Annotated in this window: 20 protein-coding genes and 1 tRNA gene; 7 read left to right on the top strand and 14 right to left on the bottom strand. The window is 28.9% G+C overall.

What is annotated here, in order from left to right; all coding sequences use genetic code 11:
- Positions 1–562 precede the first annotated feature (562 nt).
- The 5 genes from CRU94_RS09620 to metX form a co-directional block, all read right to left on the bottom strand.
- Positions 563–638 (bottom strand) — tRNA-Glu (locus CRU94_RS09620).
- Between the two features lie 68 nt (positions 639–706).
- Positions 707–1,150, bottom strand: a complete 444-nt coding sequence (locus CRU94_RS07830) for a Sua5 YciO YrdC YwlC family protein (protein ID WP_129106226.1) — start codon at positions 1,148–1,150, stop codon at positions 707–709.
- A 2-nt stretch (positions 1,151–1,152) separates the two neighbouring features.
- Positions 1,153–4,398 (bottom strand): carbamoyl-phosphate synthase large subunit, encoded by a 3,246-nt coding sequence (carB, locus tag CRU94_RS07825; RefSeq protein ID WP_129106225.1) that lies wholly within the window; start codon positions 4,396–4,398, stop codon positions 1,153–1,155.
- A gap of 97 nt (positions 4,399–4,495) precedes the next feature.
- Positions 4,496–4,693 (bottom strand): exodeoxyribonuclease VII small subunit, encoded by a 198-nt coding sequence (gene xseB, locus CRU94_RS07820; RefSeq protein WP_129106224.1) that lies wholly within the window; start codon positions 4,691–4,693, stop codon positions 4,496–4,498.
- A gap of 3 nt (positions 4,694–4,696) precedes the next feature.
- Positions 4,697–5,800: a homoserine O-acetyltransferase MetX gene (gene metX, locus CRU94_RS07815; RefSeq protein WP_129106223.1), complete on the bottom strand. Its 1,104-nt coding sequence runs from the start codon at positions 5,798–5,800 to the stop codon at positions 4,697–4,699.
- Between the two features lie 169 nt (positions 5,801–5,969).
- Here metX and CRU94_RS07810 point away from each other — a divergent pair, with 169 nt between their 5' ends.
- Positions 5,970–6,230, top strand: coding sequence for a hypothetical protein (locus tag CRU94_RS07810; protein WP_129106222.1), 261 nt, complete (start codon positions 5,970–5,972; stop codon positions 6,228–6,230).
- The gene (locus tag CRU94_RS07805) at positions 6,230–7,321 is read left to right on the top strand and encodes a YeeE/YedE family protein (protein ID WP_129106221.1); all 1,092 of its coding nucleotides are present in this window, start codon (positions 6,230–6,232) and stop codon (positions 7,319–7,321) included. The genes CRU94_RS07810 and CRU94_RS07805 overlap by 1 nt, the downstream gene beginning before the upstream one ends.
- A 15-nt stretch (positions 7,322–7,336) precedes the next feature.
- Here the strand turns inward: CRU94_RS07805 and ftsZ are convergent, their stop codons facing one another.
- From ftsZ to CRU94_RS07780, 5 genes are all read right to left on the bottom strand, one after another.
- Positions 7,337–8,494, bottom strand: a complete 1,158-nt coding sequence (ftsZ, locus tag CRU94_RS07800) for a cell division protein FtsZ (RefSeq protein WP_129106220.1) — start codon at positions 8,492–8,494, stop codon at positions 7,337–7,339.
- The gene (gene ftsA, locus CRU94_RS07795; protein ID WP_129106219.1) at positions 8,494–9,858 is read right to left on the bottom strand and encodes a cell division protein FtsA; all 1,365 of its coding nucleotides are present in this window, start codon (positions 9,856–9,858) and stop codon (positions 8,494–8,496) included. Before ftsA ends, ftsZ begins: the two co-directional genes overlap by 1 nt.
- 2 nt (positions 9,859–9,860) lie before the next feature.
- Positions 9,861–11,324, bottom strand: a complete 1,464-nt coding sequence (locus tag CRU94_RS07790) for a peptidylprolyl isomerase (protein ID WP_129106218.1) — start codon at positions 11,322–11,324, stop codon at positions 9,861–9,863.
- A gap of 62 nt (positions 11,325–11,386) precedes the next feature.
- Complete coding sequence (locus CRU94_RS07785) at positions 11,387–13,711, bottom strand: AAA family ATPase (protein ID WP_129106217.1); 2,325 nt, start codon at positions 13,709–13,711, stop codon at positions 11,387–11,389.
- Positions 13,701–14,066 (bottom strand): hypothetical protein, encoded by a 366-nt coding sequence (locus tag CRU94_RS07780; protein ID WP_129106216.1) that lies wholly within the window; start codon positions 14,064–14,066, stop codon positions 13,701–13,703. The genes CRU94_RS07785 and CRU94_RS07780 overlap by 11 nt, the downstream gene beginning before the upstream one ends.
- A 112-nt stretch (positions 14,067–14,178) precedes the next feature.
- Between CRU94_RS07780 and CRU94_RS07775 the strand changes: the two genes are divergently transcribed.
- The 5 genes from CRU94_RS07775 to CRU94_RS07755 all read left to right on the top strand — a co-directional run bounded on the left by CRU94_RS07775 (position 14,179) and on the right by CRU94_RS07755 (position 18,427).
- A complete protein-coding gene (locus tag CRU94_RS07775; RefSeq protein ID WP_258237430.1) occupies positions 14,179–15,486 on the top strand; it encodes a DEAD/DEAH box helicase in 1,308 nt (435 codons plus the stop codon).
- A gap of 1 nt (position 15,487) precedes the next feature.
- A complete protein-coding gene (locus tag CRU94_RS07770; protein ID WP_129106215.1) occupies positions 15,488–16,105 on the top strand; it encodes a UPF0323 family lipoprotein in 618 nt (205 codons plus the stop codon).
- A gap of 2 nt (positions 16,106–16,107) precedes the next feature.
- Positions 16,108–17,286, top strand: a complete 1,179-nt coding sequence (locus CRU94_RS07765; RefSeq protein ID WP_129106214.1) for a glutathionylspermidine synthase family protein — start codon at positions 16,108–16,110, stop codon at positions 17,284–17,286.
- A 115-nt stretch (positions 17,287–17,401) separates the two neighbouring features.
- Positions 17,402–17,878: an acyl-CoA thioesterase gene (locus CRU94_RS07760; RefSeq protein ID WP_066161359.1), complete on the top strand. Its 477-nt coding sequence runs from the start codon at positions 17,402–17,404 to the stop codon at positions 17,876–17,878.
- Between the two features lie 3 nt (positions 17,879–17,881).
- Entirely contained in the window at positions 17,882–18,427 is a 546-nt protein-coding gene (locus tag CRU94_RS07755; protein WP_129106213.1) for a ribonuclease HII, read from the top strand.
- Between the two features lie 3 nt (positions 18,428–18,430).
- Here CRU94_RS07755 and CRU94_RS07750 read toward each other — a convergent pair whose 3' ends face one another.
- From CRU94_RS07750 to CRU94_RS07735, 4 genes are read right to left on the bottom strand one after another with little or no spacing between them, the layout of a single operon-like run.
- Positions 18,431–19,081, bottom strand: a complete 651-nt coding sequence (locus CRU94_RS07750; protein WP_258237429.1) for a DUF502 domain-containing protein — start codon at positions 19,079–19,081, stop codon at positions 18,431–18,433.
- A 53-nt stretch (positions 19,082–19,134) separates the two neighbouring features.
- Entirely contained in the window at positions 19,135–20,346 is a 1,212-nt protein-coding gene (locus tag CRU94_RS07745) for an ABC transporter permease (RefSeq protein WP_129106211.1), read from the bottom strand.
- A complete protein-coding gene (locus CRU94_RS07740; protein WP_129106210.1) occupies positions 20,346–21,050 on the bottom strand; it encodes an ABC transporter ATP-binding protein in 705 nt (234 codons plus the stop codon). The genes CRU94_RS07745 and CRU94_RS07740 overlap by 1 nt, the downstream gene beginning before the upstream one ends.
- The gene (locus CRU94_RS07735) at positions 21,040–22,287 is read right to left on the bottom strand and encodes an efflux RND transporter periplasmic adaptor subunit (protein ID WP_129106209.1); all 1,248 of its coding nucleotides are present in this window, start codon (positions 22,285–22,287) and stop codon (positions 21,040–21,042) included. Before CRU94_RS07735 ends, CRU94_RS07740 begins: the two co-directional genes overlap by 11 nt.

The raw sequence follows: 22,287 nt of genomic DNA, 5'->3' as shown, positions 1-22,287 counted from the left end.
TTCATCTTTTTCTTCTTCATTATCTAATCTTATTTCAATTCTAGTTTTTTTCATTATTTACCCTTTGATGAATTATATCATTCTAAAAATAAAAAACCGTACAAAAAGAACTAAAAGACAGTATCCTGCCTATCTTAAATTATTACTTTTTTTTACAAATTGATGAATTTGGAAAAAAAACGGCTTTTTTTGTGGTTGCTGTCTCTTTTTTGACGGTTGCTCCTCTTTTTTTTGTGGTTGTTGGTGTTTATTATATGGCTGCTATATCTTTTTTTATGGTTGCTGTAGTTTTAAGGTTTATATAGTAAAAATAAATTATAAAGTACGATATAAATTAAGCATTTTATACTCAGAAATTTTATAAAAATAGAAATTGGTAATATTTATTTTATTTTTTTTGACATGAAATACAAATTATAACTACTCAATATATCTCCTTTATTAGAAAACAATCATTATAAAAATTTTTAAACTGTACCCTGAACTGTACACAATATAATATTTTAACTATTCTTATTTTTTATTTTTTTTTATAAATAACGATATTATAGGCTTTAGTGTATGGCGACCCCAGCATGATTCGAACACGCGTCATTAGGAGGAAATCCTAAGGTCCTTGGCCACTAGACGACAGGGTCATAAAAAGAATGTTGATTATATTTTAGTTTGCGTTTTAGTTTGCTTAAAAACTATAAGTTTGTGCACTTTATCTAATCTTTTTTAATCTACTTTTTGATAATTTATAAATTTTTGAAGCATTTGTCTCAAAAAAACCAATTTTGTTTATAACTTCAACATCAGCATACTCTTTCGCATATTCATACTTAAAGCTCTCTTTTGTTTTATTTGCTGAAGTAGATGATAAAGTTTTAAATTTTTTTATAAAATCATAAAAAGAGGATTCACAACTAACAACTCTAAAAGATTTTAAATTTGGATATATAAATGTAGTTTTAGAACTATTTCTAACCATTTTTCTATATTTTTTAGGAACTCTTGTAAACTCTTTTAAGCTTGTAAAACTATCAAGAGTTTTTAAGATTTTTTGATTTTTATCTCTATTTTTTATTACATTTAACCTCTCATCATCAAGCGATGAGAAGCCAACTGTAGTATCTGTTTGAACTAGATATAATAGCTTTGAGTCCATTATTAGTAGTTTAAGAACTCTTGAATAGATTTTGGAGTTGAAACATCTTTTGTTTTTAACTCTTTAATTGCATCAGTTGCAGCAAAAGCAGCAGCTACAGTTGTAAAGTATGGAACATTCATTCTTAAAACTGCTCTTCTAATCTCTTTTCCATCATCTTTAGAAGACTCTTGTTCACCACTTGTATTAATAGCCATTGCAATATCACCATTTGTTAAAAGATCTGTAATATTTGGTCTTCCCTCGCTTACCTTTAATACCTTTTCACAAGCAATTCCAGCTTCAGAGATTATCTTTTCAGTTCCACCAGTTGCACATATTGTAAATCCACTATCAACTAAACTACTTGCAATTTTGCTTGCAAACTCTTTATCTAAATCGCATAGTGAAATAAACACTTTTCCACTTTTTGGAAGTGAGTTTTTAGCAGCATTTTGAGATTTTGCGAATGCCATTGCAAAATTATCAGCAATACCCATAACTTCACCTGTACTTTTCATCTCAGGACTTAGAAGTAAATCAGCACCTGTTAATTTGTTAAATGGGAAAACTGACTCTTTAACTGCAACATGATTTTTAAGTTTTGGTTTTAAAACACCATTTTCTTCATATACAATATCTCTATCATATACTTTTAAAGCATCTCTTAAACTCTCACCCCACATAACTCTTGTTGCAACTTTTGCAAGAGGAATTCCAGTTGCTTTACTTACAAATGGAACTGTTCTACTAGCTCTTGGATTAACTTCGATTAAGTAGATTTGTCCTTTATGAATTGCATATTGAGTATTCATCAAACCAACAACTCCAAGACCTAAAGCCATCTCTTTAGTTTTTGATTCTAATTGTTTAATTAAATCATCACTTATAGAGATTGGAGGAAGTGAACAAGCACTATCACCTGAGTGAATTCCAGCTTCTTCAATATGTTGCATAATTCCACCAATATAAACCTCTTTACCATCACTAATACAATCAACATCAAGCTCAATAGCACGATCAAGGAATTTATCAATTAAAACAGGAGCATCATTTGAAACACTTACTGCCTCATCCATATATTTTCTTAACTCATCAGTAGAGTAAACAATTCTCATACCTCTTCCACCAAGAACAAAAGAAGGTCTAACTAATACAGGATATCCAATTTTTTCAGCTATTTTTATAGCTTCATCAATTTTTACAGCTGTACCATTTTCTGGCTGTAAAAGACCAATTTTTTCAACAAATGCAGAGAATTTTTTTCTATCTTCAGCTAAATCAATAACATCAGCTGTTGTTCCAATTATTTTTGCTCCAGCTTTTGTAAGTGCTTGTGCAAGTTTAAGTGGAGTTTGTCCACCAAAGTGTACAATTACACCATCTGGTTGCTCTTTTTCAACAACACTTCTAACATGTTCAAAATCAATTGGTTCAAAATATAGAACATCTGAAGTATCATAATCTGTACTTACAGTTTCAGGGTTACAGTTGTACATAATTGTTTTTACACCCATTTCAGCCAATGCAAAACTAGCATGTACACAACAGTAGTCAAACTCTATTCCTTGACCAATTCTATTTGGTCCTCCACCAATAATCATAACTTTTTTGTCATTTGTTTTTGCAAGATCTTTTTTAGGTAGTTTTGTAACATTTGTAGTTGAGTATAGATATTGGTTTAGAGCTTTAAACTCTCCTGCACAAGTATCAACTTCATTGTATTCAAAATCTATATCAAATTTTTTTCTAGCTTGGTAAATATCTTCTTCAGTTTTTCCAACTAAAGAGGCAATAAATTTATCACTAATTCCATTTGATTTTGCTCTTCTTAAAAGCTCTTCATTGTTTAAAATATCTGAACTTGCTATCTCTTTTTCTAAATTATAAAGTTCTCTAAATTTAGCTAAGAACCAAGGATCAATTTGAGATAAATCAAAAATCTCATCATTTGTTAATCCCATTCTAAGCCCATCCATTAGATATAAAAGTCTTTTATCATTTGGTCTTCTAATCTCTTTTTTGATTAGTTCTAAATCTGTTGAGATACTATCAAATCCACAAAGTCCAGTTTCAAGTGAACACATAGCTTTTAGAATTGATTCATTAAAAGTTCTTCCAATAGCCATAACCTCTCCAACGCTCTTCATAGAAGTTGTTAAAGTTGAGTTTGCTTTTGGGAATTTTTCGAATGTAAATCTAGGAACTTTTGTAACAATATAATCAACTGAAGGCTCAAAACAAGCTAGTGTACCAGTCATATCATTTTTAATCTCATCAAGTGTAAATCCAACCGCTAAAAGTGTTGAAACTTTTGCTATTGGATAACCTGTAGCTTTTGATGCAAGTGCAGAACTTCTACTTACTCTTGGATTCATCTCAATTACAAGCATTCTTCCTGTTTTTGGGCACATAGAGAATTGCACATTTGATCCACCACTATTTACTCCAACTTCTCTTAAAATTGCAAAAGATGCTTCTCTCATTTTTGCATACTCTTTATCTGTTAAAGTAAGTGCAGGTGCTACAGTTATACTATCACCTGTATGAACTCCCATAGGGTCAAGATTTTCAATAGAACAAACAACTATACAGTTATCATTTGTATCTCTGATAATCTCCATCTCATACTCTTTCCAACCTAAAACTGACTCTAAAATCTCAATCTCATTAATAGGAGAAGCATCTAAACCAGCTTGAGCTAAAACTTTAAACTCTTCCATATTATAAGCAACTCCACTTCCAGCACCTGCAAGTGTAAATGAAGCTCTTGAAATAACAGGGAAACCAATCTCTTTAGCTAATCTCATAGCCTCTTCAAGATTATAGGCATTTTCACTTCTTGGTAAATCAAGACCTATTTTTCTCATAGACTCAGTGAAAAGTTGTCTATCTTCACCTTTTTTAATAGCTTCTGGGTGAACTCCTAAAAACTGTATTCCTTCAAGTAAACCTTTTGAATACATTGAAGTAGCAACATTTAATGCAGTTTGACCTCCCATTGTAGGTAAAATTGCATCAATATTCTCTTTTTTAATTATATTTAGAACAACCTCTTCTGTAATTGGCTCAATATAAGTCTTATCAGCAAACTCTGGGTCTGTCATTATTGTTGCTGGATTTGAGTTTACCAAAACAACTCTATATCCTAACTCTTTTAGAGTCTTTGTTGCTTGTGTTCCAGAGTAATCAAACTCGCACGCCTGCCCTATAACAATTGGTCCTGAACCAATTAACAAAATATTTTTTATATCTTCTCTTTTTGGCATACTTTATCCTTTCGCTGATTTAAAATTTGGCAAGTCTATCCAAAAAGTGCTTAAGTTTTTGTTATGTGAAATGCTTATGTAGTAGTTATTTAGAAGATTAAATACTGTTTTTTACAGTAAAAACTAATTTCGCTTCTTCTAATAGTTTTTGAGCTAACTCTAACTCTTTTAAACCCTCATTATATAGTTTAATTGAATCACTTAAAGTAATATCACTTTTTGTAAGTTGCTCTAAAATCTCTTTTGCTTTTATTATTTTCTCTTCAAAATTTAACTCTTCTTTTTTTTGTTCCATTTTTTAATCCTTTAAAATATCTTTTATATGGTCTTCAAATTTATCAACTTCTACTAAAAATGAGTCATGACCACTTGAACTATCAACTTCAAGATAACTTACTTGATCTTTTTTACCAATTTTTATCATAATATCTTCTATCTCTTTCATCTCACTTGGGAAAAACAGCATATCATCTTTAAAAGATATTAGATGAAGTTTTCCCTCAATTTTTGAAAAAGAGTCTTCAAGTTTATCTTTATTTCTTCCAGCATCAAAGATATTTATTGTTTTACAAATATATAAATATGAGAGAGGATCAAAAAACTTTGGAAAACTATAAGAGTTGTGTTCAAGATATCTTTCAATCTCAAATCTTCCAAAAAGTTCATAAAGTCCATCTGTGCTTACATAATCTCTTCCAAATTTTTTATTAAATAAAGCAGGACTTAAATATGCTATTAATCCAGCCATTCTTCCCACAGCAAGTCCTACTAATCCTCTTGCTTTTAAATCATCTTTTAGATAATTTCCATTTAAAAAACTAGGATCATGTCTTATTGCTTCAATTGCTATTTTATTTAAAGCAATTGCCCAAGGTCTTGTATATGCTGTACAAGCAAGTGCTATGTAATGTTTTGCAAAGTTTGGATGCTCAATACTATAACATAAAGTTTGCATTCCACCCATACTTCCACCAATTACTGCAATAGCATTTTTAATTCCTAAATGTTTATAGAGTCTCATTTGAGCATTTACAATATCTGAAATTGTTAAAACTGGAAATTTAAGTCTATACTCTTTTTTTGTTGATGGATTAATACTTAATGGACTTGTTGAGCCATAAGAACTTCCAATATTATTTGAACATATTACAAAATATTTTTTTGTATCAATTGTTTTACCATCTCCAATAAACTTATCCCACCAACCAGCTTTTGCTTCATTTTCATAACGACCAGCTGCGTGATGACTTCCTGATAATGCATGACAAATAACAATTACATTTGATCTATCTTCGTTTAATGTTCCATAAGTTTCATAGATTATTTCAAACTCTTCAAGTAATCTTCCACTTTCAAGGTACAAAGGTTCATTAAATTTCTCTATTTTTGTCTCTATTTTCAAAATATTTTTCCAAATTTCCATAAATTTAAGGCTAAAGTTTAGCTAAAGTAAAATAAAAAAGCCTTTTAAGTGACACTTTTTTTAAATGCTAATAAAAATTTTATATTTTATCAAAGATTATAAGTAAAATTTTATATAATCATAGTCTTAAATTATAAAAAGGATTTTTGTGAATAAAATTGAAGAGTTGAAAAATATTTTAATAGATGGTGTTTTACCTGAATTAAATAGTGAATTAAATGCTTTAGAAAAACTAATTAATAAAAAAAGTAGTAAAGATTTAATAGAAGAGTTAAACTATTTAAAAGATGTAAAGAGGTTTTATGATGAAGCTTTAAGGCTTATAAATGAGAATAAATTAAGTCTTCAAGAGGCAGAAAACATACTTCTTGATTTAGAAGATATGGAAGAAGATGAGGGAGATTTATAGTGTTTGATTTAGAGATTTATGAGCTAATTTTTATTGGTATGTTTGTTGTTGCCTTTATTTTTGGTTTTATTGCTCAACAAAAACAGTTCTGTTTTAGTGGAAGTATAAAAGATTATTTACAGATAAAATCTACAAAAAGAGCCTCAAGTGTTATTATGGCTATGATAGTTGCAATAATTTCAACTCAACTTTTTGTATATTTTTATGATATCGATTTATCATCTAGTTCATACTTTAAAAACAACATAAACTACTTTGCAATCATTATTGGAGGAGTTTTATTTGGTGCTGGAATGATGATAGCAGATGGATGTAGTAGTAGAAGTATAATCAAATTTGCTCAAGGTGATACAAATGCTTTAATAACTCTCTTATTTATTGCAATTTTTGCATTTGCAAGTACAAGAGGAGTTTTAGCTCAAGGAGTAAATAGTATTATCAACAGTGAGTTTTTAATTTCAGCCTCTAGTTATATAACAAATTTCCAAGTAAATATCTATTTTGTTTTAATAGTTCTTTTCGCAATTTTACTATTTTTAACAAAAAAGATAAAAAGAGTAATTAGTTTATATGATGGTATGATTATTGGTCTTTTAGTAGGAATTGCTTGGTTTTTAACAGGATATTTAGCACTAGAAGATTTTGAAAATACAATTCAAGTTCAAGCTATTAGTTTTGTCTATCCAAGTGCAAAAACTTTAGAATTTTTTACTTTTTTTGAAATCACTGAGCTTAGTATTGGTGTTTGCTTAGTAATTGGTGCGATATTTGGAGCATACTTTTCTACATTTTTTAACAAAAAATATAGTTTTGGATGTACATCTAAAATAACATTTAACAAACTAAAATATAATATTATTGGTGGCTCACTTATGGGAGTTGGTGGAATCATGGCGATTGGTTGTACGGTTGGACAAGGTTTAAGTGGAGTTTCAACACTACTATTTAGCTCATTTTTAGCAATAATCTCTATTGGAGTTTCTGGATATATAACTGGAAAAATCCTACACAAAAAAGATAAACTTCCTATGTGTTTCTTATTTGAATGGGATGATGAGAAGAAGAGTAGAGCAATACACTATGAGATTTAAATCTCATAGTATTTTTTAATGGTGTAGATGATACTCTACAGTGTATCCTCTCATTCTTGGAGGAGTATCAAGTTTACTTTCAGCATTATCAAACTTCTCTTCAAAATTTAAATCTTCATTTGTTTCATCAATGCTTCCATCATCTTCATCTTTATTTTTAGTTTCAAAACCTGTTGCAATAATTGTGATTTTTACTTGATCTGGTTCAAAAGTATCATCATAAGTTATACCTTGAATAATCTTTGCATATTTATCAACTCTTGAACCAATCGTTGTTAAAATATCAGTCACTTCTAAAAGTCCAATATCTGGGCTAATTGTTAAGTGAACTAAAGCACCTTTTGCTCCATCAAGTGGAAGTTTTTCTAACAATGGAGAGTTTATAGCATTATCAAGTGCTCTTCTTACAGCATGTTCACCCTTTGCTTTTCCAATTCCCATAAGTGCAATACCTTTGTACTTCATAATTGTTTTAACATCTGCAAAATCGGCATTTTGATCGCTTCCACTACCTGGATTTAAAATAACTTGACTCATACCGTTTACAGCTTGATATAAAATATTATCAACAATTTTATAGGCATTTTTTAATGTTATTTTTTCATCAACAGTTTCAATTAGTTTATCATTTGATATTACAATTAAAGAGTCACTAACTTTTTTAAGTTCATCTAAACCTGTGTTTGCAAGTCCAGCTTTAAAAATTCCTTCATGAGCAAAAGGTTTTGTAACAACCGAAACAGTTAAAGCTCCAACCTCTTTTGCTGCTTTTGCAACAATTGGAGCAGCACCTGTTCCAGTACCTCCTCCAAGTCCTGCTGCAATAAATACAATATCAGCTCCAGCTAAAGCCGTTTTAATCTCCTCATAGCTCTCCAAAGCAGCATCTCTTCCAACTTCAGGATCCATTCCAGCACCAAAACCTTTAGTTAAGTTTGGTCCAAGTTCAATTTTTATTGGAGCTTTTGATACATGAAGTGCTTTTAAATCAGTATTTGCAACAATTAAATCCACCATATGAATTCCCTCTTCAATAGTGTGATTTACCATATTACAACCACCACCACCAACTCCAATTACTGCAATTTTTGGTAAATTTGTAGATAGTGCTCTTGTTGGTGTTTTTTCTCTAACTATAATATCATCCATCTCAAATAAATTGTTATTCTCCATTAAAACCACTCCGTTAATTTTGTAAATATTCCACTTTTTTTCTTTTTTTGTAGAGGTTCAAGAAGTGTATTTTCAACTCTCTCAGATTGTAGATTTAAATCTTGATTATAGTTTGTTTTTAAAGCTTCTATAGGTTTCTCTTTTTTTATAGGTTTTAATAATCTTTTGTTAGAGTCCAACTGATAACCTCTATTTATTCCTAAACCAAACATCATAAGACCTACAATTGAAGCTTTATTCTGTTCATCAAAACTTACTCTAAAAGCATTTGGAAGAGTTTTTGGAGATGAAATTGCAACAGGAATTCCTTCAAAAACTCTTTTTGCCAACTCTTTTATTCCATGAATTTCACTCATTCCACCTGTTAAAACTATTCCAGAACCAATATTATCAAGCAAAGCATTTCTTTTTAGTTCATTTCTTACTAAAACCAAAGTCTCTTCCACTCTTGCGTGAACAATACCTTGAATAAAATCTAAAGCAACCTCTTCTTTACTCTCTTCATCGTTTATTCTAGGAACAGAAACAGATGCTCTTGATTGACCATCTTCAAAAGCTGAATAGTTTTTAATTAATGATCCATGCTCTATTTTTAACTTCTCTGCAAAATTTATTGGAGTTTGTAAAGTAATAGATATATCACTTGTTATATTTTTTGAACCAACAGGTAAAAATCCATTATAAATTATTGAACTACCTTTATAATATACAAACTCTGTTGTTGTAGAACCTAAATTTATAACCACTGCACCAATCTTTTTTTGTTGTTCATCTAAAGTTGATAATGATGCGGCATAAGAGTCTAAAACAAAGCTAATATCCTCTATTCCAAAAACTTTTAGAGCTGATTTTATATTTATCAAAGCATTTCTTTTTGCAGTTACAATATATACATTTACCTCTAATCTACTACCATTCATTCTAATTGGATTATCAACCTCTATATCATCAACCATAAAAGATATTGGAATTACATGAACTAAATCATAATCAGAGCTTATTGTAGTATTTGACAGAGCCATCTGCATAGCTTGATTAATATGAGATTCTGATATTAATCCATTTTGGATTGTAACAGCACCAGAACCTTTTACTCCTATAGTATAATTTCCAGAAATAGATACAACTGTAGTTCCTATACTTTCATGCACTGCTTCTTTTGCTTTTAAAATTGCCTCTTTTATACTTCTTGAGGCATCATCAATATTTATTATTAAACCTTTATTTACCCCACTACTTTGTGCTGTTCCATAACCTAAAATCTCTATACTATTATCTACATCATATTTTGGTTTTGAAATAGCTGCTACAACTGAACTAGAGCCAATACTTAAAGATAAAAAAACATCTGTTGTATTATTCAATTCTACTCCTTATTTTGCATATAAGTTTTAATCTCATACTTTTGTTCTAATTTTTTTAGAAGATTAGTTAAAAGCTCATTTTCAACCAAACTTCCTATCTCTTGCTTAACTAAATTTGAATTTTGTTCACTATAATTTTTTAATCTTGAGTCAACTACTCTAAACATAACAGCTTTGTCATCAAACTTAATAGAAGACTCTTTTGAAGTTGTTACAAAAAGAGCATTTAAAAACTCTTGAGCTTCGTCTTGACTTAAACCTTTAATTTTTGAAATACTTGTTCGATTAATATTTTTTACAATACTCCCTTTAAAGTTTGTTAGCTCTTTATCTATTTTTGAATCTAAAACTTCATGTTTTTTATCAAGTAAAGCGTCAGCAAAAACCATAGTTTTTGCCTCTTCAAAAGTAAGTGGTTTTGAAGGAATTTTTTTAACAACTTTTACAATATAAAAACTATCTTTTTCTAAAAATGGTCTTGTTATATCTCCCTCTTTTTGCTCTAAAATCTTCTCTATATTTTCACTTGAAAAAGGTATTTTATCTTCTGCATAAACTCTTTTTGAATCAAAACTCTCTTCACCTTTTTTAAGTTTTAAATATAAATTTAAAGCCTCTTTTTTTGATTCATTCTCATTTAAATCAGCAATAACTTCATCTTTTGCCTCTTCAAAAGATTTAAGTTTTCCATCTTCAAATCTATAATCAAGTTTAAATCTATCATAATATTTTAAAATCTCATCTTCTTTTATATTGCTATTTTTAATATCATACTTCTTAATCTCTAATTCAAAACTAGGAGTGCTATTGTAGTTTGAACTATTATTTTTAAAATACTCTTTTGCTATACTCTCATCAATTTTTACATTTATATCATCTATTGATAAAATTTTATATTCAATATCATCTTCAATAAATAGAAGCTTACCAATATTTTCCAGCTCATTATCACTAACATTTAAAGAGAAAATTGCTTGAATTTTTTGAAAAAGTATTGTATCTTTTAGGCTATTTTCAAACTCTTGTGGTGTAATTCTATTTTGAGCTAAAACTTTTACATATTGATCTTTACTAAATTTACCATCAACTTTAAACTCTTCATATTTTAAAATCTCTTTAGCTATCTCTTCATCAGTTGTAATTAAACCTAAATCTTCACCATAAACTAAAAGTAATTTTTTTTGTAAAAGTTGAGATAAAGCAATATCTTCAAGTCTTAATTGCTTTGCTAACTCTTGATTAAATGAATCTCCAAATAGTTGTGCATATTGTCCATATAAACTTGAATACTCTTTATTTAACTCTTCAAAATTTATCTCTTTATCTCCTATAGTTGCTACTACTGATCCTTTTGAACCATAGTTATATGATCCCCAACCAACGAATCCAGCACCAACAAAGGCAATAGTACTAATCCAAATAGTAATAACCAACCACTTTTTATGTCTTTGCATCCAAGTTATCATAAATATAAATCCTCATTAAAATTTTTAGCTATTATGATACAGAAATCTTGCTTGTATGTTATTTAAAGTGTTATGCTTAGTGTATCGTTTTGCTCTTTTTCTATTTTACTATCTAGCAAATCATTTATTACACTCTCTCGTTTTGTTATCTCTATTTTTTTACAAGCACTTTTAAAAGCCTCCTCCTCTCCAACAATAAAACACATATCTTTAGCTCTTGTAATTGCAGTGTAAAGAAGTTTTGTATTGTGCATTATGTAGTGTGAAAAACTCATTGGAATTAGTGCATTTTCATACTCCATTCCTTGAGTTTTGTGTATTGTTAAACAGTATGCCAAATTTAGAAGTGAGCTAATATTATCAAAATCATAAAAAACTACCATATCATCATTTGGATACAACACAACACACTTTTGCTCATCAAAATCAAGTTTGATTATAAGTCCTAACTGTCCATTATAGACTCTTCTTTCCATATATTCACTTGAATTTGATTTGTACATACTCATGGTTTGTGCTTTCATATTCTCATTTTTTATATGAATTACTTTATCAGTTAGTTTGTACTCCATCTCTTTTATTTTTAAACTTCTATTTTTTGTATGATTAAACAATCTTTGAAGTTCAATATTTAGATTATCAACCCCTAATATTCCAGCTTTCATAGGAGTTATTACTTGAAAAAGAGTCAAAGCTTTACTTATATTTTTTGCTTTTATATAATCATAGTATTGAACAATATAATCACTTGCAATATTTAAAATAGTATTTAAAATATACTCACTATTTTCAACTCTTAAATCAAAAAACTCATTTTGATTTAGTGAATTTTTAACACCATAATAGTTTTTAATAGATACATCAATAAATTTAAAATCTTCATAATCCTCTTTGTAGTTTGGTAACTCACCTTTTCTAATATCATTTGCAATTACTGCTATTGCTTGATTCTCATTTTGTCTATAAATTTTTGTAAGTTTACAAATTGGTGCTAACTCATATTTTATGCTATCAGCTAAGATATTTCCAGCTCCAATTGCAGGTAATTGTCCATCATCTCCAACAATAATAAAAATTGTATCATCACTAATTTTTGAGATAATTTGATAAAAAGTTACAGAGTTTACCATTGATGCTTCATCTAATAAGATAACTTTATATGGGAAAAAATCTCTCTCTTTGTGCTTCATTAGAAGGCTTTGAATTGTGCTTGAGTTATATCCTGTTGTATCACTTATTCTTTGACTTGCAATTCCTGAAAGTGCAATAGTTATAATATCATCATAAGAGACAATCTCTTCAAGAAGCTCTAAAATTGCCCTACTTGAAGTTGATTTTCCAGTTCCTGCATAACCTATTAAAAATAGAGTCTTATCTCCACTATTTATAAGTTCAACTGCTTTTTTTTGTTCATCACTTAAAATAAAACCTAAACTACTCTCTTTTTTATCTAAATACTCTTCAAAATTATCAACAATTTTTCTATTCTTGTCATTTTTTCTTCTATTAAAAAACTCTAAAATGCTTCGCTCTGCAAAATATAACATTGATAGAGCAACTCTATTTTCACTTGTCTTATATATCTCCTCTTTTGCCAACATCTCAACTAAAACATTCTCATATAACTCATCTTGTTTTGAAAATCTCAAACTATCATCAAGAAGTTTGTACAGATGAAATTTATCAATTGATGAGTTTCCATTATTATCACAATACTCTTTTAAAGTGTAGTTTAAGCAAGATTTTATTCTAAAAGGTGATTTTGGATCAATACCTAAAGCTTTTGCAATCTCATCTGCTCTTTTAAAACCAATACCTTTTATGTTTGTTAAGATATATGGGTTTTCTTTTATTTTTTCTATTAAATTATCAACTAAATTAAATGTTGAGTAGATTTTTGTAATTAAATTTGCAGTTACACCAAACTTACCCAAAAAACTTCCCAACTCTCTTAAGTGTTTAAATTGATGCCAAGAGTCCAAAATAGTCTTTAACTTCTTCTCTTTTATCCCTTTAAAATTTAAAAGTTCATTTGGATTATTCTCTAAAATCTCTATTAATTTTGCTTCACCATATTTTTCTAAAATCTCACTTGCGGCTTTTTTTGTAAAACCTTTTACTATTTTAGTAAGAAAAAAATAGAGTTCATTATCTTTTATCTGCAAAGTATCAAACTCAAATTGAACACCATATTTACTATGAGTTATCCAATTTCCACTAAGTTCAATCTCCTCTCCAACAAACTTTTCTATATTTGCATCAAAATATGTTCCACAAATTTTTTGATTATTTTCTAAAACAGCAATAATATATCTATTCTCTTCATTTTTATAGAGAACTTTTTTTAAAACTCCGCTTAGTTTGTAGCTTTTTTGATTAGTTTCCATCATCAAATCTATCTTTTTTATGTTTCTCTTTTTTGTATGTAGCTTTATTTTTCTCTTTTTGAAGCAAATTTGCATCTTTTAATAAAGTTGCTCTCTCATCTTCAAAGCTTTCACTTGGATTTTTTGCAAACTCTAATGTTTTTTTTATAAAGTTATCTACACTTGAGTAATAATCTGAATATAACTCAACTTTTGGAGTTTTACACATATCTTCATAGTTTTTAAATGTTCTTTTTAAAAAAATCTCTTTATTAAAATTTTCAAGTTTTAATAAAGAGATTGTTCTAGTCAAAAACTTCTCTGTTACTCTTATATATCTAATTCTTAGTTGCTTATCATTTAGATTAAAGCCCATTTAAAAACCCTTTTTCTTTAAAAAATTTGCTGATTATAACCAAAATAATTTAATATTAATAAAAATATTACAAAATGCAATAATTTAAATAAAGCAAAATGGTATAAATATTTTGATAAAATATATACCTATTTTTCAAAAAGGACAAATTATAGAAAATTTTTCAAAACTAAATTTAAACGAAAAGATTTTAAAAGCAATTTCTGATTTAAACTATGAATCTTTGACACCTATTCAAGAAAAAGCTATTCCAATAGCAATAAAAGGTAGAGATATTATTGGTATTTCTCAAAGTGGAACTGGTAAAAGTTGTGCCTTTATTTTACCAATTTTAGAATCAATATTAAAAGATCAAGAGCTTGGTAAAAATAGAGTTTTAAGAGCATTAATAGTTGCTCCAACAAGAGAGTTAGCAAAACAAATTGTAAAATCTATTGAAAATTACTCAAAATATATGGATGTTAAAACTGTATCAATATTGGGTGGTGAGAGTAAAAATTTACAAGCAAAAAAGTTATCAAATGGTGTTGATATAGCAGTTGCAACAGCTGGAAGACTTCTTGAGCATATAAAAGAGAATTCAATAAATCTATCAAGTGTTACAAAGGTAGTTATTGATGAGTTAGATGTAATGCTTGATATGGGATTTTTAAAAGATTTGGAGCAAATTTTGCCTTATATTGGTAAAAATAGACAGATATCTATGTTTAGTGCAACAATAAACTCAACTGTAAAAACTTTGGCAAAACAGTTTTTAAATGATCCTGTTGTTATTGAAGTTACTACTCAAAGATCAAATGTAAAAAATATTACTCATGAGGCTATTTTAGTTGATGAGGATAGAAAACTTGAAGCTTTATCATACTTTATTGGTTCAAAAAATATATCTCAAGCTTTAGTTTTTGTAAATCAAAAATCACAAGCCGATACTTTGGTTGAGAATTTAAATCTTGATGGTTTAAAAGCTGCTTGTATTCATGGCGATGTTAGACAAAGTACAAGAGCCTTAGCACTTAGAAAATTTAAAGAAAAAGAGCTAAGAGTTTTAGTAGCAACTGATATTGCTGCAAGAGGAATTGATATAGAAAATCTTCCTTGTGTGATAAACTTTGCACTTCCACAAAGTATTGATGACTTTACTCATAGAGTTGGAAGAACTGGAAGAGCTGGAAATGATGGTCTTGCAATTACATTTTTAAGTGTAAAAGATTATAAATTTTTTGCTGAGATCGAAAAAGAGTTAATTCTTAGTGTAAAAAAATATGAACTTGATGGATTTGCTACAAAAGAGAAAAAACCAAGAGTTAAAGCAAAACAGCAAAAAACAATCAAAGATAAAAAATTTGAGGCAAAAAAAAGAGAGGAAAAGGTTAAGAAACCTAAGAAAACTAAATCTAAAAAAGTAACAAAGAGAGGATAAGATGAAGAATAAAAATTTTAAAAAATTAAAAGATATTGCAAAAGTAAGTGGACTTAGTAGCTTTTTAATTTTAGGTTTAACAGCTTGTAATAACAACTCAAATCAAAATCAATCTTCAAACAATACTATATCAGAAGCTTCTCAACAACAAGGGGCATTTGTTATAGTTGAACAAGATGCAAGTGGAAATTACAAAATTGCAGATGAGTTTCCAGCATCTAAAACAACAATAGTTTTAAGAAGCCCTGATGGAAGTGAGAGAATTTTATCTCAATCAGAAATAGATAAACTTGTTAAAGAAGAGGAGGCAAAAATAGATGCTGGAACTTCACCTCTTACAAATCCAGAGATGAGTAGTGGTGGAATGGGACTTGGTGGAGTTTTATTATCTTCAATTGCTGGAGCAATGATTGGTTCTTGGCTTGGAAATAAACTATTTAATAACCAAAATTTCCAAAACCAAAAAGCAGCACAATATAAATCTCCTCAAACATATAGCAAATCTCAAAGTTCATTTAATAAACCAGCTACTTCAAATACAGGTTCACAAAAAAAGAGTGGATTTTTTGGTGGCAATAATACAAATAAAACAACAAATTCATCAAGTTTTGGAAGCTAAAAATGAGACTAGAAAAGATAGAAGCGCTTGATAATAAATATTTAGAATCAATAGGTTTTACATGGCATACAGATAGTGATGAGAGCTCATATATTGCAAATGAGTTAGTAGTAATTAGTGAAGAGGAAGCTGAAGCTTTTTATGATGCTACAAATGAACTTTACGATATGATGACTGAAGCTGCTCAATATGTGATTGATAATGAGTTATTTCATGAGTTAAATATCCCTTTTAATTTGGTTGAAATAATTAAAGAGTCATGGGAAAATGATGTTCACTGGCATTTGTACTCAAGATTTGATTTAGCAGGTGGAGTTGATGGTAAACCTATAAAATTAATTGAGTTTAATGCAGATACACCAACTTCTCTTTTTGAAACAGCAATAATTCAATGGGCAATGCTTAAAAGAAATGGTTTAGATGAGAGCAGTCAATTTAATAATTTATATGATGCCTTAAAAGATAACTTCAAAAGAATCATCACTTTAGATAGTGATATTGAAAAATTTGATGAGTATTATTCAAAGCTTGGTTGGAAGATACTATTTTCTAGTATCTCAAGCTCAAGTGAAGATATAAATACTACAAAACTACTTCAACATATTGCAAATGAAGCTGGTTTTAATACAGATTTTGAGTTTATAGAAAATGTTAATTTTAGTGATGATGGAATATTTAAAGATGATGAGCTATTTGAGTTTTGGTTTAAACTAATTCCTTGGGAAGATATAGCAATACAAGAGAGTGAATTAGCACTTATTTTAACAGAGATTATAAAAGAGAAAAGAGCTATTATTTTTAATCCAGCTTACACTTTAATATTTCAATCAAAAGCATTTATGAAAATTTTATGGGATTTATTCCCAAATCATCCACTACTGCTTGAAACCTCTTTTGAACCACTTGTTGGTAAAAAATATGTTGAGAAAAAGGCTTTTGGAAGAGAAGGTGCAAATATCAAAATTGTAAATAGTGATGGAAGCGTTGAGATTGAAAATGGTGGTGAGTATGATGGTCACAAATCAATTTTCCAAGAGTATGTAGATTTTGTAAAAGATTCTAAAGGGGAGTGTTATCAAGCTGGAGTTTTTTATGCTTACGAAGCTTGTGGCTTAGGATTTAGAAGAGGTGGTAAAATTTTAAATAATATGTCTAAATTTGTTGGTCATATTATTAAGTAAAATTTGTTACTTTTTTTCAAGCTAATCTGATTTTATTAATTAAAACAAACTTAATTAAGATTATCTTGATTAAATTAAAATACAATACCAAATTATTTAATTTTTGAGGTAAAAAATGAACGAAAATACTAAAAGAGAAAAATCTCTTACTATGACAATGTTAATGACTCCAGAAAAAGCAAACTTCTCTGGAAAAAATGTACACGGTGGTGAGATTTTAAAGATGCTTGATCAAGTTGCTTATGCTTGTGCAGCTAGATATTCAGGGCATTATGCAGTTACTTTATCTGTTGATATGGTGCTATTTAAAAATCCAATAAAAATTGGTTCACTAGTTACATTTCACGCTTCTGTAAACTATACAGGAAGAACATCTATGGAGATTGGAATAAAAGTTATCTCTGAAGATATAAAAGATCACACAATAAAAAATACAAATGTGTGCTACTTTACAATGGTTGCAGTTGATGAAAATGGTGTTCCAATGCCAGTTCCAAAACTTGAACTTATAACTGAAGATGATAAAAGAAGATATAACGACGCTTTAAAAAGAAGAGAGTTTAGAATGTCTTCAAGACATGCAAAACAGTAATTAATGCTTTGTGGTATTGATGAAGCAGGACGAGGACCACTTGCTGGTCCTTTGGTTGTTGCTGGTGTTATTTTATTAGAAGATATACAAAACCTTGCAGATTCAAAAGTTTTAAGCGAAAAAAAACGAGAAAAACTCTTTGATGAGATATTAGAAAAATCAAAATATCATATTGTTTTTAAAAGTGCCAAACAAATAGATGATTTAGGAATATCTTTTTGTATAAAAGAGTCAATTTTAGAGATTATGCAAACTTTACAAAATGATGCAAGCTCTTTTTTAATGGATGGAAATACCAATTTTGGTATAGAAAATCTTCAAAAAGAGATAAAAGCAGATGCAAAATATAAAGAGGTAAGTGCTGCTTCAATCCTAGCAAAAGTAAGCCGAGATAGATTTATGGATTCTATCTCAGCAAACTATCCAGAATATAACTTTAAAAAGCATAAAGGTTATGGCACAAAAGCTCATGTTGATGCTATAAAAGAGTTTGGAAGATCCAATATTCACAGATTTAGTTTTAAATTAAAAGCTTTAAAAGAGGTTTAAAATTTAATCTTTTTTTAACCACTCTTTTAAACTCTTTAAATCCTCTAAATTTTTTGGCTCAATTTTTAAAATATCAGCCAAACTTTTAACACCCATAGATAGAAGATATTGTAAATTATGATCAAAAGTCGCCTCTTCTATTACAAAAATATTATCTTGATGAACTTCAAACATATATCCACCATTTGGAATAGGAGTTTGAGATAATGTTACAGTATAGTAATCTTTTATAATACTTTGTTTTTGAGAGTACATAAGCCCAATATTATATGAATTATTTCCAAAACCTCTAATAGCAACAACCAAAACTTTTCTCTCCCCTTTTTTTGAAGAGTTAAAAATTCCTACAATATCCTTTATTGTTGAATATCCTGGGATTTTATTCAAAAATTTTTCTGTATAACTAAGAGCTCTTGTCTCTATAAATTGACCTACAATATATAGTAAAAAAAGAAAAACAAAACATACAACAAAAAACCAAAAAACAGGATTTGAATCTGCATCAACTCCAACAAAATCTAAAACACCATTTACCAAAAAATCTATCTTTCCAAACAACCAAAAGACTACTATAGTAATAAGTGCTATTGGAAGTACCCAAAATAATCCTTGAAGAACTATCTCAAAAAAATGTTTTAATTTTGCCTTTATCAAAATCTCTCCTAAAAATAATTTTTGAAACTATATCAAAAAATAAATATTTTAATCTACTCATATCTTAATGCTTCAATTGGATTTAATCTTGCAGCTTTTCTTGCTGGAAAATATCCAAAAACAACACCAATTAAAGTTGAAAATATAAATGCTATAAAAATAATTTGATAATTTATAATAAATGGTAAATCAAGTAAATTTACAACGCCATATCCAATTGATAATCCCAAAAATACTCCAATAATTCCACCCCAAGTTGATAAAACAACAGCCTCTACTAAAAACTGCATCAAAACCTCTTTCTCCATAGCTCCAATTGCAAGTCTTGTACCTATTTCTCTAGTTCGCTCTGTTACAGATACAAGCATAATATTCATAATTCCAATTCCACCAACAAGCAAACTAATTGCAGCAATTGAACCTAGCAAATATGTAAGCATTTTTGTAGTATTTGTCATAGTATTTAGTATATCTTTCATATCTCTTATATGAAAATTATCAGCTTCTCCTATTTTAACACCTCTTCTTTCTTGCATTAAAGATGTAATCTCAGTTTTTGCATCTTCTATAAACTGCTCTTGTGTAATTGAAATTATTATTGATGAAACATCTTTTTTACCCAAAATCTTTCTTTGAAACATATTTGTTGGAACTATTACTATCTCATCTTGATCATTTCCAAAAGCAGCTGCTCCTTTTGAACTTAAAACTCCTATTACATTACAAGTTAAATTTTTAACTCTTATGTTTGTTCCAATTGGATTTTCATCACCAAAGAGCTGTTTTTGAATAGTTGTTCCAATAATGCAAGATGATTTTCCAGTTATAAGCTCACTATCATCAAAAACTCTTCCATCTTCAAGTTGCCAATCTTTGATTATAAAGTAGTCATTATCAGTTCCAACAACAGTTGCTGTGTGACTTTTATTTCCATATACAATATTCATTCTCAAAGAGCCTTCAGTTGTTGCTCCTTTAATATTTGCAACTTCATTTTTAATAGCCACTATATCTTCGTTTTTAAATGGTTTTGCACTATTATCCTCTCTTGGAACTCCTCTTCTTTCTTGACCAACTCTAAGCGTTAGCATATTACTTCCAAGTTTAGTAATGCTATCTTTTACACTTTGTGTTGTCCCATCTCCAATCATAACCATAGCAATAACAGAAGCAACTCCTATTACTATTCCTAAAATTGTAAGAATAGATCTTAAAATATTTCTTCTTATCTCTTTTATTGCTATTAAAAAGGCATTTTCTAACATTATTTATAACCTTTTTTTAAACTATCTTCTATATTTCCATCTCTAAAATATATTATTCTATTAGCATATTTAGCCATATCCTCTTCGTGAGTTACCATAACAATAGTTATATTTGACTCTTCATTTAAATTTTTCAAAAGCTCCATAATCTCAACACTTTTAATACTATCAAGATTTCCAGTTGGTTCATCTGCAAGGAGCACTAAAGGATTTGTTACAATTGCTCTTGCTATTGCAACACGCTGTTGCTGTCCACCACTTAGCTCTGAGGGAGTATGTTTTATAACACTTTGAAGTCCCACTTTTTTTAAAGCTTCAATTGCCAACTCTTCTCTTTTTTTAGAAGTAACTCCTCTATAAATTAAAGGTAATTCAACATTTTCTAAAGCAGTTGTTCTTCCTAAAAGGTTAAATCCTTGAAAAACAAATCCCAAATAGTTTCTTCTTAAAAGTGCCATTTGATCTCTATTTAACTTCTCAACATTTATACCATTAAAAAGATACTCTCCACTACTTGGTTTATCTAAACACCCAATCATATTCATAGAAGTTGATTTACCACTTCCACTAGCACCCATAATTGCAACAAACTCCCCTTTGTATATCTTTAAATCAACACCATTTAAAGCATGAGTAATATTGTTTCCACTCCCATAACTTTTTACAATATTTTTAAACTCAATAATTGGTTCTTTATTTTCCATTAATACTCTTTTGTGAAATTATTACCTCATCACCAATATTTAACTCTTTTGACTCAATTGCAGAAGATTTTCCATCTGTATCTAAAATCTTTACCATAACTCTTTTTAGCTCACCATTCTCTAATTTATAAATAGGCGAAAACTCTTTTTTATCTAAATCTTTTGTAACTGCTCCTTGAGGTCTTCTACTAGGTCCCATCATAGCAACTCTTTTTGCCTCATCAATTTTTGGTTTAAATCTTAATGCACTATTTGGAACCAATATCTTATCTTTACTATCTTTTGTAACAATTTTTGCAGTTGCTGTCATTCCTGGTTTTAAAAGCAAATCTTCATTATGAACCTCAACAACACTCTCATATGTAATAACCCCATTTGAGTTAATTGGATTTAATCTTACTTGTTTTATCTTACCTTTAAAAGTTCTATTTGCATATGCATCAACTGTAAAAGTAACAGGCAAATCTTTTTTAATCTCTGCAACATCAGCTTCATCAATACTAACTATTAAATCCATATTTCTTAAATCTTTTGCCAAAGTAAAAAGTTTTGGAGCTGACATAGTTGCTGCTAGAGTTTGACCAATCTCTACATCTTTGTTTAATACTATTCCATCAATTGAAGATCTTACATATGCTTTTTTTAGATTTTGTTCATCTGTTTTTAAATTAAACTCAGCTTGCATAACTCTTGCTTTTGAAGCTTCAAGAGAAGATTGTGCTGCTTCGTAGGCAAATTTTGCATCATCTAACTCATTTTTTGAAGGGTATTTTCCATCTGAATCCTCAAACATTTTAAGAACTCTTTCATAAGTTAATTTTTTGTTTCTTAAATTTACTTCACTCTCTTTATAATTTGCTTTTGAAATTGCAAGAGCTGCTTTTGAACTATCTACTTGAGATTGAAGTTTTACTGTATCTAAAACAGCTAATACCTGCCCTACTTTTACCTCATCATTATAATCTACAAATATCTCTTTTATAGTCCCTGATACCTCTATACCTATTTCAACACTATTTGTAGGATTTAGATTTCCAGTTGCAGTTACAACTACAGATAAATCTCCTTTTTCAACCCTTTTAGTTACATACTCTACTTTTGAAAAATCACTTTGTGAAGTAAAAATTTTTATTAAAACTAATGCCAAAACTATGATTAGTATCAAAGCTATGACTATATATCTTTTTTTATTACTTTTTGTTGCATATTTATCTAATTCATCTTTTAAATCACTCAT

The organism is Arcobacter sp. AHV-9/2010, assembly GCF_004116575.1.
Classification (GTDB): Bacteria; Campylobacterota; Campylobacteria; order Campylobacterales; family Arcobacteraceae; genus Aliarcobacter; species Aliarcobacter skirrowii.
The sequence above is the reverse complement of the archived record's forward strand: the minus strand, read 5'-3'. Positions and strand labels throughout refer to the sequence as shown.

Excerpts from the sequence above, each read along its gene's own strand:
- CRU94_RS07785 (WP_129106217.1), bottom strand. The coding sequence starts at position 13,711 with ATGGAAACTAATCAAAAAAGCTACAAACTAAGCGGAGTTTTAAAAAAA.
- ftsZ (WP_129106220.1), bottom strand. The coding sequence starts at position 8,494 with ATGGAGAATAACAATTTATTTGAGATGGATGATATTATAGTTAGAGAA.
- CRU94_RS07790 (WP_129106218.1), bottom strand. The coding sequence starts at position 11,324 with ATGATAACTTGGATGCAAAGACATAAAAAGTGGTTGGTTATTACTATT.
- CRU94_RS07755 (WP_129106213.1), top strand. The coding sequence starts at position 17,882 with ATGCTTTGTGGTATTGATGAAGCAGGACGAGGACCACTTGCTGGTCCT.
- CRU94_RS07760 (WP_066161359.1), top strand. The coding sequence starts at position 17,402 with ATGAACGAAAATACTAAAAGAGAAAAATCTCTTACTATGACAATGTTA.
- CRU94_RS07765 (WP_129106214.1), top strand. The coding sequence starts at position 16,108 with ATGAGACTAGAAAAGATAGAAGCGCTTGATAATAAATATTTAGAATCA.
- CRU94_RS07770 (WP_129106215.1), top strand. The coding sequence starts at position 15,488 with ATGAAGAATAAAAATTTTAAAAAATTAAAAGATATTGCAAAAGTAAGT.
- CRU94_RS07745 (WP_129106211.1), bottom strand. The coding sequence starts at position 20,346 with ATGTTAGAAAATGCCTTTTTAATAGCAATAAAAGAGATAAGAAGAAAT.
- CRU94_RS07780 (WP_129106216.1), bottom strand. The coding sequence starts at position 14,066 with ATGGGCTTTAATCTAAATGATAAGCAACTAAGAATTAGATATATAAGA.
- CRU94_RS07830 (WP_129106226.1), bottom strand. The coding sequence starts at position 1,150 with ATGGACTCAAAGCTATTATATCTAGTTCAAACAGATACTACAGTTGGC.
- carB (WP_129106225.1), bottom strand. The coding sequence starts at position 4,398 with ATGCCAAAAAGAGAAGATATAAAAAATATTTTGTTAATTGGTTCAGGA.
- CRU94_RS07740 (WP_129106210.1), bottom strand. The coding sequence starts at position 21,050 with ATGGAAAATAAAGAACCAATTATTGAGTTTAAAAATATTGTAAAAAGT.
- xseB (WP_129106224.1), bottom strand. The coding sequence starts at position 4,693 with ATGGAACAAAAAAAAGAAGAGTTAAATTTTGAAGAGAAAATAATAAAA.
- CRU94_RS07735 (WP_129106209.1), bottom strand. The coding sequence starts at position 22,287 with ATGAGTGATTTAAAAGATGAATTAGATAAATATGCAACAAAAAGTAAT.